We start from the raw sequence: 13008 nt of genomic DNA on the forward strand, positions 1-13008 counted from the left end.
GGCAGCCGGGGCGGTACGAAGCCCCCGTATGCGCGGAGCGCCCTCGCGCATACGGCAGAATGAGGTGCTATGGCCGATGCCGATATCCCGGACACGACCGGCACCACCGCCCCCGTCGACGACGAAGCGGGCCCGTCCGTGACGTACCAGCCCTTCGCCCACCTCACCACGGAGCACTGCGCGCTCTACCGCCAGGTCATGGGGGTCTTCGTCAAGGCGAAGCAGGAATTCACGGTCCACCTGCGGCCCGAGGACGTCCACCTCGGCCTGCCGCCCGGGAACCGCCCGTCGCCGGAGGCCGTGGCGGTCGCGCTGGAGCGGCTCGGCCGGTGGGGGAACCTGCGGGCCGACCCCGACACCAGCCGGGTCACCGCGCTGGAGGACTTCTATCGCGCCCGCCACATCTACCAGCTCACCCGCGCCGGCGAGGCCGCGGAGGAGGCGCTGGCCGCGTACGACGAGGCGCTCGGCCGGCGGGGAGAACTGCAGGCGGTCGCGCTCGCCGACATCACCGTGCAACTGCGGGCCCTGCTCGCGCTCACCGAACGCGGCGACCCGGACCCCGCGGTGGTGCATCTGGCCCTGCTGGCACTGGTGGACCGCTTCTCCGGTCTCGCGGACAACGCACGGGCCTTCATGAGTTCGCTGCAGCGCACCGTGGATCTGCACGAGGCCGACGTGGAGGTCTTCCTCGCCTACAAGCAGCGGCTGATCGAGTACCTGGAGCGCTTCATCGAGGACCTGGTCACCCGGGGCGCCGAGATCGCCGGCCTGCTTGAGGGCCTCGGGACCGCGCCCGGCGGGCCGATCGCACCGCTGCTGCGGCTGGCCGCCGGGCGCGAGGCGGCCGACGCGGCGCCGGATGCCGCCGCCGAGGCGCTGGCGGCGTCCGAGAGCCGCTGGTACGGACGCTGGGACGGCCTGCGTGCCTGGTTCCTGAGCGTGCCGGGCCGAAATTCCCAGGCCAAGCTGTTGCGCTCGGCTGCCCGCCAGGCCGTACCGCAGCTGCTCGGGGTGGTCCAGGCCCTGAACGAGCGCCGGGCCGGGCGTTCGGATCGCTCGGCGGACTTCCGTGAGCTGGCCCGCTGGTTCGCGGGGGCGCCGGACGACGACAGCCGGCACCGGCTGTGGCGGTCCGCGTTCGGACTGCACTCCGCACGTCACCTGACCATCGACCAGGACGCGCTGGCGGAGCGGGAGGCCGAACCTGTGCCGGCTTCCGCCTCCTGGTACGAGGCGCCCGGCGTACGGATCAGCCCGCAGTTGCGGCGCACCGGCTCGTACGAGCGGCGCGGCCGTGTCCGGGCCGTGCAGGACCGCGCCGAAGCCAAGGCGTACCTGGCCGAGCTGGCGCGCAAGCAGGCCGAGCAGACCGCCGCGGCACGGGCCCGCCTCGCGACACGGGGGCCGGTGCGCCTCAGTGACCTGGGTGAGCTGGACCGTGACACCTTCCGGCTGTTCCTGCTGCTCCTCGGCGACGCCCTGTCGGCATGGCGGCCCGGTTCCGATTCGGTCGCCGCCACCACGAACGACGGAACGATGGAGATCAGGCTGACGAGGCAGTCCGGCGCCGGAAGCGCCGAGATCCGGACGCTCGACGGCGTGCTGCGCGGGCCTGAGCACATGGTCGAGATCGTCGACCTGATCCCGGGAAGCGAACCCCCGACGGAGCGCGGGCCCGAACCCCCGGCGCAACGCCGGCCCGAACCCCCGGCCGGACACGAGCGCGAGCGCGAGACCGCCGGGAGCGGACGATGAGCCGGGACGGCCTGGGCGACGCCCTCGCCGCGCAGCGGACCGGGGAGGTCCGCCGGGCGGCCAGGGCCCTGCTGCGCCGTCCGTTGCTGCGCGCGGGGAGCGAGGAGTTCCGGCTGGTGCGGCAGCACGCGGCCGAGCTGCGGACGTGGTTCGAGCGCAACACCGGCTGGAGCCTGCTGGTCGACGCCGAGGTGGCCCGGCTGCGCCGCGTCCCCAGCGTGGCCACCGACCCGACCCATCCGGCACGGGACCAGCGCACCGGGCTGCCGTTCTCCCGGCGCCGCTACGTACTGCTCTGCCTGTGCCTTGCCGTGCTGGATCGCGCCGAGCAGCAGATCGCGCTCGGACGGCTCGCCGAGCAGGCCGTGCTCGCGGCCGCCGACCCGGCTCTGGCCGAGGCCGGGGTGGAGTTCACCCTGGTCGGCCGCGAACAGCGCACCGACCTGGTGGCGGTGGTCCGGTTGCTGCTCGACTGGGGCGTACTGGCCAGGGTCGCGGGCGACGAGGACTCCTTCCTCAAGGCGGCCGGCGACGCGCTCTACGACGTGAACCGCCGGGTGCTCGCGGGGCTGCTGGTGACCAGGCGCGGCCCGAGCACCGTACGCGCGGACGGCTTCGAGGAGCGCCTCGCCGAACTCAACGCCGACGCTCTGCCCGACAGCGACGAACTGCGCAACCGGGCGCTGCGGCACACCCTGACCCGGCGCCTGCTCGACGATCCGGTGCTCTACCTGGACGGGCTGTCGCCGGCAGAGGCCGCCTATCTCACTTCGCAGCGCGGCGCGTTGACGCGAAGGATCACCGAACTCACCGGCCTGGTACCCGAGGCACGGGCCGAGGGCATCGCGATGGTCGACCCGGACGACGACCTGACCGACCTGCGGATGCCGGAGTCCGGCACCAACGGCCATGTGGCGCTGCTGATCGCCGAGTACCTCGCGGGCAAGGGCGGCACCGTGCCGCTCACCGAGCTGCAGGGCCAGGTGGCGGGCTGGGCGCTGGACCACGCCGGATTCTGGCGCCGCAGCGCCACCGTGCCGGGCTCCGAGACGGAGCTGGCCGAGCAGGCCGTCGAGCGTCTTGTGGCCCTCGGGCTGCTGGAACGCACCGGGGGCGGGGACGGGTCGGGGGACCGGGCGGGGGAGAGCGCCGTCCCGGCTGTCCGGCCCCTTCCGGCGCTCGACCGCTACCGGGTGGGCGAGGCCGTCCTGCTGGAGCCGGGCCAGAAGGCCCCAAGGACACGTAAGTCCACGACACGTAAGTCCACCGCGAAACGTACGCAGGGCAGGAAGGGCAGGACCCGATGAGCACCACGGCCGAGACGCGGCTCCCCGTGCCGGACCGTACCCGCTGGCAGCCACAGCGGATCGGCCTGGTCGACCTGTTCTACTACGACGTGGAGGAGTTCCCCTTCCGCGACGGCCGCCTGCTGCTGCGCGGCAACAACGGCACCGGCAAGTCCAAGGTGCTCGCGCTCACCCTCCCCTTCCTGCTGGACGGGGATCTCTCCTCGCACCGGGTCGAACCGGACGCCGACCCGAAGAAGCGGATGGAGTGGAACCTGCTGCTCGGCGGCGAGCATCCGCATCCCGAGCGACTCGGCTACACCTGGATCGAGTTCGGCCGCGTCGACGAGAGCGGCACTCCGCACTACACCACCCTCGGCTGCGGCCTGAAGGCGGTCAGTGGGCGGGGCATCGCCCGGCACTGGTTCTTCGTCACGGACCAGCGGATCGGCCTGGACCCGGCCGAGGGCGGGCTGCGGCTGCTGGACTCGACCGGTGCGGCGATCACACGGGACCGGCTGGCCGAGGCGCTGGCCGGAAGAGGAATGGTCCACGACTCCGCCCGCGCCTACCGCCGTGCGGTGGACGAGGCGCTCTTCGGCCTCGGCGAGCAGCGTTACGCCGCTCTGATCGACCTCCTGGTTCAGCTGCGCCAGCCGCAACTGTCCAAACGGCCCAGTGAGAAGGCGCTCTCCCAAGCGCTCACCGAGTCCCTGCCGCCGATGGACCAGGCGGTGATCTCCGATGTCGCCGAGGCGTTCCGCTCCCTGGACGAGGAGAAGGAACAGCTCACGGCGATGACGGACGCCGAACGGGCGGCAAGCACCTTCCTCGCCCACTACCGCCGCTACGCCCAGGTGGCCGCCCGGCGCAAGGCGCGGGCGCCCCGGACCCAGCACTCCCGTTACGAGTCGCTGCGCGGCGAGCTGAACACCGCGGAGCAGGACCACGACGCCGCCGGGGCCGCGCTTGCCGAGGCCGAGACGCGACTGCGGGAACTCGACGAACGGCGTACCGGACTGCGCGCCAGGGACGAGGCCCTGCGCGCCGGGCCCGAGATGCGCAGCGCACGCGAGCTGGAACAGGCCGCTGACCTGGCCGGGCGCACCGCGCAGGACGCTGAACGGGCCGAGGCGGACCGGGTCAGGGCAGTGGACGAGCAGACCCGGTACGCGGCCAGGCTGGGTGCGGCACGTTCACGCGCCGACAGCGCGCAGCGCACACGGGACGCCGCGCTGGACAGGGCCGCCGAGGACGCGGCGGCGGCCCTGCTCGGGCGCGAGCACACCCAGCGGGTGGCCGCCGTACTCGCCGCTGAGGAGACCGAGGCGACCGAGGCGACCGAGGCGACCGCCCAGCGCAATGCCGCCGACGCCACCGGTCGCCGGCTGCGATCCGTCACCCTGGTGGAGGAGCGGCTCGCCACCGCGCAGGAGTCCGTACGGACGCTGGAGCGGGCCAGGCGGCGGCTGGAGGACGCCGACGCGGGGCTGGCCCGACGGGCAGAGCTGAGCGCCGAGGCCGAGGAGGCCGCGGTCGCGGAGGGCGGGAGCTATCTGGCGGCGGTCAGGGAGCACTTCGCGGCCTGCACACTGCTGCATCCGGCCGACGTCGAGGGCACGCTCGACGAACTCGCCCGGTGGGTGGGCACGCTGGCAGGCGCGGAACCGGCTCGCGAGGCGGCCGGGGCAGCCGCCTCGCGAGCCGGTTCCGCGCTCGCCGGGCGCCGGGCCGCACTGGACATGAGCAGGCGGTCGGCCCGGGATCGCGCCGACGGGCTGCGGGTGGAGTCGGCCGAGCTGGAAGCCGGCGGCCAACGCGCCCCTCGCGCCCCGTACACCCGATCCGCCGAGTCCCGGCAGGGCAGGCCCGGCGCACCGCTGTGGCGCTTGGTGGACTTCACCGCGTCGGCTGAGCTGACGGCGGATCAGTGCGCCGGCCTTGAGGCCGGCTTGGAGGCCTCGGGTCTGCTGGACGGCTGGGTCGCGCCGGACGGCACGGTGGCGGCCGCCGGCACCTGGGACACCCTGGTCACGGTCGGCGCCCCGGTGGCCGGGCCCTCCCTCGCGGATGTGCTGAACGCGGCGGTGGACCGCTCCGACCCCGCCGCTGCCGCGGTCCCCGACGAGCTGGTCTCGGCGCTGCTGGCCGGCATCGGCCTGCTCGGGGCGGACGGCGAACTGCCTACCGACGGCAGCTGGATCGCCTCGGACGGCCGGTACCGGATCGGCGCGCTCACCGGCACCTGGTCGAAGCCGGCCGCGGAATACCTCGGCGAAGGCGCCCGCGAACAGGCCAGGCGGGCCCGCCTGGCCGCCATCGACGCGGAACTCACCGCCCTCACTGACCAGTTGGATGAACTGGATGCCCAGAGCGAGGCTGTGGAGGCCGACGTACGCGTGCTCGCCGCGGAACAGGCCCTGCCCGACGACTCCGCCCTGCGCGGTGCGCACGCGTCCGTCGCGGCGGCCCAGGTGGAGCACCACCGGGCCGCCGAGCGCCGTACGGCCGCCGACCGCGAGGCCGCGGGCGCCGCCGGCGAGGCCGATCGTGTGGGCATGGAGCTGCGCTCCCTCGCCGACGAGTTGGGTCTTCCGGCCACCGCCGAGGGCCTGCGCGAGGTGCGTGACGCGCTGAGCGCCTACCGCGAAGCCCTGGCCGCGCTGTGGCCGGCCGCACGCGAACACCGAGCAGCCCGCGGCGCGCTGGCGGCGGAGGAGGGCGATCACGCCCGCGCCGCCGAACACGCCGCGGAACTGGCCGAGCGCTCCCGTACGGCCGCCAGGGAGGCCGTACGGGCCGGGGAACGGCACGGCACGCTCCAGGCCACCGTCGGCACCGCCGTCGCCGAGCTGCAACGCCGGCTGGCCGAGGTCGGCACGGCCCTGCGCACCTGCGAGGAGGACGAGCGCACCACGCGCGGCGAACAGAATGCCGCGACCGGCCGCCGGGCCGCGGCGGACGCCCTGCGCGCCCGGGTGCGCGACGAGATCGAGGACACGGTACGGACCAGGGCCGAGGCGATCGAGGCACTGCGCCGTTTCGCCGCCACCGGCCTGCTCGCCGTGGCCCTTCCCGGCCTGGCCCACTCGGGCGAGTCCTGGGCGCCCGAACCGGCGGTGCGCCTCGCCCGCACCGTGGAGCGCGAACTGGAGTCCGTGGACGACTCCGACGCCGCCTGGGAGCGGGTGCAGCGCCGGGTCACCGAGGAGCTCAAGGACCTCTCCGACGCGCTGGCCCGGCACGGCCACACAGCGGCCGCCCGGATGCTGGAGGACGGCCTGGTCGTGGACATCGTCTTCCAGGGCCGGGAGCACGCCGTACCCGATCTGGCGGACGCGCTCGCCGCGGAGGTCGCGGACCGGCAAATGCTGCTGTCCGCCCGCGAGCAGGAGATCCTGGAGAACCACCTGATCACCGAGGTCGCCGGCACCCTTCAGGAACTGGTCGGCGCGGCCGAACAGCACGTACTGGGCATGAACCGGGAGCTGCACGACCGCCCGACCAGCACCGGCATGCTGCTCCGCCTGGTCTGGCGCCCGGCACGCGACGCCCCGGCCGGTCTCGCGACCGCCCGCGACCGGCTGCTGCGCCAGTCCTCGGACGCCTGGACGGCCGCCGACCGCAGCGCCCTCGGCGATTTCCTGCAGGCCCAGATCGACCGCGCCCGCACCGACGACCCGGCAGGCACCTGGATGGAACACCTCACCACCGCGCTTGACTACCGGTCCTGGCACGAGTTCGGCATCGAGAGGCACCAGCACGGCAAGTGGCTCTCCGCCACCGGCCCGGCCTCCGGCGGCGAGCGGGTCCTGTCCGTCTCGCTCCCGCTGTTCGCCGCCGCCTCCTCGCACTATGCCTCGGCCGGCAACGCCCACGCTCCCCGCCTGGTGACGCTGGACGAGGCGTTCGCCGGCGTCGACGACGACTCCCGCGCCAAGTCCCTCGGCCTGCTGGCCGCGTTCGACCTGGACGTGGTGATGACCTCGGAACGCGAGTGGGGCTGCTACCCGCAGGTTCCCGGTCTGGCCATCGCCCAGCTCTCCCGGGTCGACGAGATCGCCGCCGTCCTGGTAACCCGCTGGGAATGGGACGGCCACCACCGCACCCGCACCGACGCCCCCTCCGGCGTAGTGTCCCCGCGGCCCGCCACCCTTGGAGACCTGTGAGCATGAACCCGGCGCCCACGCAGGACCCGGCCCCGCAAGGGGCGGGACAACAGCGTCCGGGGCAACGGCTTCCGAAGGCAGCAGCCTCCAAGGCAACAGCCCCTGCTGAAGGCCCGCGCCCGCCCGTACAGCCGGCCGGGCCCGGGAACCCCGGCGCGATCGGGTGAGCACCGACCTCCCCCGTCTGCGGCGGCTGCTCGGTGGTCCGGACCTCGCATGGCTCGTCGACCGGGTTCGCCGCCGCCTGGAAGCCGGGCAGTCCCTCGACTCCACGGTGACCAGGCCAGGAGCCGGCGGCGCCGAACGCGCGGCCCTCGGCCGGCTGCTGGGCCGGGCGCCCCGCCCCGGCCGCTCGCTCTCGGTTCCGCTGGCCGCGGTGGACACGGTGCTCCGCGACAGCGGAGCATGCACGGAGGGCCTCGCCGCCGCCGTCGTCGCACTGACCGGGCCGGTCACGCCCCGCCGGGACGCAGCCGAGCGGCTCGCCTCGGCGTGGCAGCGCGCCTTCGCCCCGCTGGCGGACACGGTGAGTGCCCACCCGCAATTCACCCACTGGCACGCGGAACTCCACGCCACCGGCCTGGTCCGCCGCCTCGCCCGCACCCCCGAGGAAGCTGCACCGATCCTCGCCACGCTTGCCCGCCTGCTCCCCCACCTGCCCGTCTCACCCCCACGCTCGCTCTCCGCCTTCGCCGCCGAGTACGCCGAAGGCGCCCATGCCCTCGATCACGGCCCACTGGCGACGCTCACCCTGGACGCCGTCCGGGCCCTCACCGGCGCCGCACCAGGCAGTGACGCGCAGTCGCGCCGCGCCGCGTGGGCCGCCGCCGGCCTGCTCCTCGACGAGCTTTCGTCCCAGGTCCTCACTCTCAACCTGCCCGGAGACAACCACACCGCCACCGGCCGCGCTCTGAGCGCCCTCGGCGCCTGCGCGCAACCCGCCGTCCTGACCCTGCGCCAACTCGTCCGCGATCCGCCCCGCCTGTGTCTTCCACCGATCCCCGCCGGCCAGGGCGGGCCCCGTCGCGGCAGCACCGCGTACGTCTGCGAGAACCCGGCTGTCGTCCTGTCCGCCGCCGACGGCCTCGGCCGTGACTGTGCCCCGCTGATCTGCCTCCAGGGGCAGCCGAGCACCGCCGCCCTGCACCTGCTCCGGCTCTGCGCCGACGCCGGATGGGCCCTGCGCTACCACGGTGACTTCGACTGGGGCGGGCTCCGCATCGCGGGCCGCCTACGCGCTCACGTGCCCTGGACCCCGTGGCGGTACACCACCGCCGACTACCTCGCGGCCCTTGCCGGGCATCCGGCCTCCGCGCCGCTGACCGGCCCGGCGGCCGACAGCCCGTGGGACCCACCGCTCGCCGAAGCCGTCCGCGCGGCAGGACGCCGCATCGAGGAGGAGCTGGTCCTCGACCACCTGCTCCTCGACCTGGGTGGCCACGACCCGCAGGACGCTTGACGGCCGAAAGACCTTGCGGCGAGGGGAGTTGAAGGCTTTTCCGGCGATCGGTACTGTCGTTGGCCTGCGGAGGGGGCGGGGGACATTCCTGTGACGATGCGTCGCATGCGTGCGTGGGGGCCGGGAGCCCGGATCTCTGGGCGCGCGGTGCTCGCGGGCGTGGTGGGCGCGCTGACGGGAACCGTCGCGTACTCCGTCAGCCGGACCGGTGGCCAGACACTCTCGATCATCGTGGGTGGTCTGGCAGGCGTCGCGCTGGTGCTGGGGGCCGAGTTCTACCACCGGTCGGCCCAGCTGACCGAGGTGCAACTCACCCTGCCCGGCAGCGTGATGGTCTTCTCGGCCAACACCGACATGCGGCAGGCGGCTCTGAGAATGTTCTTCCAGGCGTCGACGCGAGTGGCCACTCGCCCGCTCGAAGCCGGGAGCGGAAACCTCCGCGAGGCGCTGACCTCCCTGAAGACCCTGTTCGACCTGTACAGGGAACCCCTGGAGTCCGGGGCCGCCCCGCCGCCGCCCGCCAGAGGCGACTCCGTCCACGAGATCGTCCTCGACATCCTGAACTTCGAACTCGCTCCGTTCCTCTCGAAATGGCATCCGCGGCTCAGGGCCTGGGAGAGTGCCCAGGGCGAGGATGCGGACGAGGCGGCGTGGCCCGGCAACGCCGCCTTCCGTCAAGATCTGGAGGACCTTCAGCGGCGCCTGCGGCCCTACGTCATCGGTCTCGGTGAGATCGCCGGTGTCCGTGATCCGGAACGGCACCTGCGCCGCTCCGACTGGAGCCCGGGTTCCGGGAACGTGCCGGTCCCCCACCAGCACGGGACCGGCCCCGACACCCGCTGAGGCGGGCGACGGCGGTACACAGGGGGTTCCCGCGGTATGCAGCATGATGAGGACGTGACGAGCACACCCTCATACCCGGGCGCGCGCCCTACCGCGTGGAAGAAGGCAGACAGCACCCCCCCCCGGCCGATTTCCGGGCTGAGCGGGTGGGCCGGCGTCCGGGCGTGCGTCGCCGCGGGGAGCGGTGATCATGGTCCCCCCAGCGGTACCCCCTGGCGCCACGGCACTCATCGCCGAGTGGGACGTGTTCCTGAGCTACAGCCGCACCGACGCCGGCAAGGCCCGGGCTCTCGCCCGCATACTGCGGGGCCAGGGGCTGCGGGTGTTCCTCGACGACATGGCCGTCGACGACTTCGCGTCGATCACCGAGGCGATCACACGGGCCCTCGCCCGTTCGAAGACCCTCCTCGCTCTCTACTCCGCCGAGTACCCTCGCCGGCGCGCCTGCCAATGGGAGCTCACCTACGCGTACCTCGCCGGCCAGCGGGAAGGCGACCCGCGGCGGCGCATCCTCGTGGTCAATCCCGAGAGTGCCGCGGCTCACGTCCATCCCGTCGAACTCCGGGACGCCAAGCATTGGAGCTGGCCAACTGCCCCGGAGGGCCTCCAACGGCTGGCGGAGCAGGTCGGGGCACATGCGAGGGGGATCGCATCACCGCTCGGTGCCGCCGGACACACGGCGGACGGACGCGAAACGCCGTCCTTGCCATGGCTGCCGGCTCCGGCGAGGACAGGATCGGCGCGGTTCACCGACCGGCTCGCGGAACAGTGGCGCATCCACACGGCACTCGTGCGCCACCGCGCCCCGCTCGTCGCCCAGCCGGGCTCCGGTTCCGGCCGGACGGCACAGCTGCGCGGCATGCCCGGCATCGGCAAATCCGTACTGGCCCAGGAGTACGCCCTCCGGTTCGCCTCCGCCTTTCCCGGGGGTGTGTTCTGGTTCGATCTCCACCCGGCCCACGACTCACCCGCCACGACGGCCATGGACATCTACGCCGAGCAGGTGGCGGTCGTGTGCCACGCGCTGGACGTGGACCACGCGCGCGACACCTCCCTCGTACGGCTCCTCAGCCGGCTCGCGATCCGCCTCGGCGAACGCGGAGCACCATGCCTGTGGGTCGTGGACGGCCTGCCCGACGGCCTGCGCGACGAGGAACTGCAGCTCCTGCGCGGACCCCATCTGCTCGCCTCCACCCTGCTGACCACCCGGTCGTTCCGTTACGGGACGTTCGCCGAGACCATCGACGTCCCGCCGCTCTCCGACGCGGACGGGTACCGGCTTGTCACATCGCACCGCACGCCCGGCAGCGAGGTCGAGAGGGCGACGGCTCTCGCTCTCGTCCATGACGTGGGCGGGCACCCCTACGCGTTGGATCTGCTCTCCGACCTGGCGGGCACGGAGGACTTCGCAGACCTCAGGAACCGGCTGCACTCCGTCGGCTCCGACATCCTGGCGTCGCCAGGCACACGGCGCACCGAAAGCCCCTCCGGGTCCTCCCGGATCCCCCTGGCCCCCACACTCCTGGCCCGCCCCTTGTCAGGAAACGGTCCGGCCGATGACGTCCTGCGTCTCTTCGCCCTCGCCTCGCCGGCGCCCCTGTCCCAGACCGTCCTGGAGAACGCCATGGCCTCGGTCAGTCCGTACGACCCGTGGGAAGCCGGCCCCGCGGTCTCCGACTCCATCGCCACGCTCCTCGGCTCCGGAGCGCTCCTGCCCGCCCCCGCCACCCGCCGTTCCTGGACCGTACACGCTCTGGTGGCACGGGCAGTACGCAGGCACGACGAGGACACCGCCCGCCAAGAGGACCTGCGGCAGGTACTACTGCACACCCTCGCGACACCACTCGCCCAAAGCGCCCGCGACGGTGCGCCGCCCCGGCCGGCCCCCGCGCTCTCGCCCCCTCTCAGCCTGCCCCCCTCAGGCCCAAGTCCCGTGGAGCGGGCGGCCGCGTTCGACCTCCAGGTCGAACTGGTCACCCGTGTCGGCGTCCAGCCCCTCGACGCCGATGACGGCTCATTGCGCGAAGCGCTCACCTCCCTGCACTCCCTGTTCGCCACCACGCGAGAGGTACTGCACCGGGTCGCGGCCGAATCCCCACCACCGTCCGCGCTTCCCCGCATCGCCCTCCTCCTGAGCAACCAGCACCTGCGCCCCTTCCTCGCGACATGGCACGCGGCCCTGCGCGAGCACGAAGACACCCGCCCGCCCGGACGCGGCACCATCGAGCACGAACGGCTCTGGACCAGAGCCGTCGACATGCGAACGCAACTCGCCGACCTCAGAGCGCCCCTGTCCTCGACAGCCGAGGAACTGGCCTCACTCTGCGGTATTGACCTCCTGCGCTCTGAGGTTCCCCCGGGATACGGCGATCGGTAGCTGGAGGCGAGGGTAAGTCTCATGAGCGGAGCACGGCCGAAGCCTGCTTCGGGGAAGTCTCCCCATGCCACGCAGCTGAGGCGGGATCACGGTGGGCGAACGCGACGACATGCTCGCCACCACCGAGCACGAGAACCTGCGCCGCGCTTGCCGTCGCGACGCCGGCCGAGCAACGGCTTGCAGCGTCCGGGACGGAGAAAACCCCAGGTCACAACTATGTGACCTGGGGTTTTATGGAGCCGTCGCCCGCCAGGGGAGGCCCGGCGGCCACGCCACCCACCGGTCACAGCAGGCCACGGGTGGCGCCGCCGTCCACCGGCAGGACCGTCCCGGTGATGGCGGCAGCCGGGACGGAGGCCAGGAAGGCCGCCGCGGCGCCCACCTCGGCCGGCTCGGCGAGCCGGCCCAGCGGGATGTCCGCGCACAACCCGTCCACACAGCCCTCGAGTTGATCGGCCCAGGCCTGGAGGGTGGCCGTCCGCGTCATGCCGGGAGCCAGCACGTTGACGGTGACCGCTCCCTCGCCCGCCGCGGCGAGTTCGTGCACCAGCGCGTTGGCGTAGCCGACGACCGCGGGTCGGACCGTGTTGGACAGCGCCAGCCCCGGGATCGGCTGCTTGGCCGACAGCGAGGTGACGAACAGCACCCGCCCGTATCCGGCGCTGCGCATGTGCGGCAGGGCCGCGCGGCTGAGGGTGACCGCGGAGAGCAGGCTGAGCTCCAGTGCGCCCCGGTAGTCCGCGACCGCGAACCGCTCGGCGCCGCCCTCCGGGGGGCTGCCGGCGTTGGCGACCACCACGTGCGGACCGCCGTAGCGGCCGGCCACCTCCGTCACCCAGCCCTCGACCGCGTCGTGGTCGGTGACGTCCAGGGCCACCCCGTGCACCGGCGCCTGGGCCTCCTTCTCCAGCAGCCGCAGCGCCGATTCCAGCCGGCCGGTGGAGCGGCCGCACACCGAGACGGTGGCGCCCTCCGCGGCCAACTGCCGGGCCACGGCCAATCCGATGCCGTCCGTACCGGCCGCCACCATCGCGACCCGCCCGCTCAATCCGAGATCCATGGGACCTGCCCTTCCGTTCGTCGCTTCATCACTGCGTCGTCGTCGCATCGCCCCGC

At 73.5% G+C, this 13008-nt stretch carries 7 protein-coding genes; 6 read left to right on the plus strand and 1 reads right to left on the minus strand.

The window, feature by feature from the left end; genetic code table 11:
• Positions 1 to 69 precede the first annotated feature (69 nt).
• From JFN87_RS03010 to JFN87_RS03035, 6 genes are all read left to right on the plus strand, one after another.
• Positions 70 to 1758: a TIGR02677 family protein gene (locus tag JFN87_RS03010; RefSeq protein ID WP_209338263.1), complete on the plus strand. Its 1689-nt coding sequence runs from the start codon at positions 70 to 72 to the stop codon at positions 1756 to 1758.
• Positions 1755 to 3065 (plus strand): TIGR02678 family protein, encoded by a 1311-nt coding sequence (locus JFN87_RS03015; protein WP_209338264.1) that lies wholly within the window; start codon positions 1755 to 1757, stop codon positions 3063 to 3065. Before JFN87_RS03010 ends, JFN87_RS03015 begins: the two co-directional genes overlap by 4 nt.
• Positions 3062 to 7213, plus strand: coding sequence for a TIGR02680 family protein (locus JFN87_RS03020; RefSeq protein ID WP_209338265.1), 4152 nt, complete (start codon positions 3062 to 3064; stop codon positions 7211 to 7213). Before JFN87_RS03015 ends, JFN87_RS03020 begins: the two co-directional genes overlap by 4 nt.
• Before the next feature lie 163 nt (positions 7214 to 7376).
• Positions 7377 to 8672: a TIGR02679 family protein gene (locus JFN87_RS03025; protein ID WP_209338266.1), complete on the plus strand. Its 1296-nt coding sequence runs from the start codon at positions 7377 to 7379 to the stop codon at positions 8670 to 8672.
• A 105-nt stretch (positions 8673 to 8777) separates the two neighbouring features.
• Positions 8778 to 9515 (plus strand): hypothetical protein, encoded by a 738-nt coding sequence (locus JFN87_RS03030; RefSeq protein WP_209338267.1) that lies wholly within the window; start codon positions 8778 to 8780, stop codon positions 9513 to 9515.
• A gap of 190 nt (positions 9516 to 9705) precedes the next feature.
• Positions 9706 to 11892 (plus strand): tetratricopeptide repeat protein, encoded by a 2187-nt coding sequence (locus JFN87_RS03035; protein ID WP_209338268.1) that lies wholly within the window; start codon positions 9706 to 9708, stop codon positions 11890 to 11892.
• Positions 11893 to 12175: 283 nt separating this feature from the next.
• Here the strand turns inward: JFN87_RS03035 and JFN87_RS03040 are convergent, their stop codons facing one another.
• The gene (locus JFN87_RS03040) at positions 12176 to 12952 is read right to left on the minus strand and encodes an SDR family NAD(P)-dependent oxidoreductase (protein WP_209338269.1); all 777 of its coding nucleotides are present in this window, start codon (positions 12950 to 12952) and stop codon (positions 12176 to 12178) included.
• Between the last annotated feature and the right edge of the window lie 56 nt (positions 12953 to 13008).

Origin of the sequence: Streptomyces montanisoli (genome assembly GCF_017813245.1) — a bacterium.
Lineage (GTDB): Bacteria > Actinomycetota > Actinomycetes > Streptomycetales > Streptomycetaceae > Streptomyces > Streptomyces montanisoli.

What these genes read in the sequence shown, in the direction of transcription:
- JFN87_RS03015 (WP_209338264.1), top strand. Translation starts at nt 1,755, where the DNA reads ATGAGCCGGGACGGCCTGGGCGACGCCCTCGCCGCGCAGCGGACCGGG.
- JFN87_RS03040 (WP_209338269.1), bottom strand. Translation starts at nt 12,952, where the DNA reads ATGGATCTCGGATTGAGCGGGCGGGTCGCGATGGTGGCGGCCGGTACG.
- JFN87_RS03010 (WP_209338263.1), top strand. Translation starts at nt 70, where the DNA reads ATGGCCGATGCCGATATCCCGGACACGACCGGCACCACCGCCCCCGTC.
- JFN87_RS03020 (WP_209338265.1), top strand. Translation starts at nt 3,062, where the DNA reads ATGAGCACCACGGCCGAGACGCGGCTCCCCGTGCCGGACCGTACCCGC.
- JFN87_RS03030 (WP_209338267.1), top strand. Translation starts at nt 8,778, where the DNA reads ATGCGTGCGTGGGGGCCGGGAGCCCGGATCTCTGGGCGCGCGGTGCTC.
- JFN87_RS03035 (WP_209338268.1), top strand. Translation starts at nt 9,706, where the DNA reads ATGGTCCCCCCAGCGGTACCCCCTGGCGCCACGGCACTCATCGCCGAG.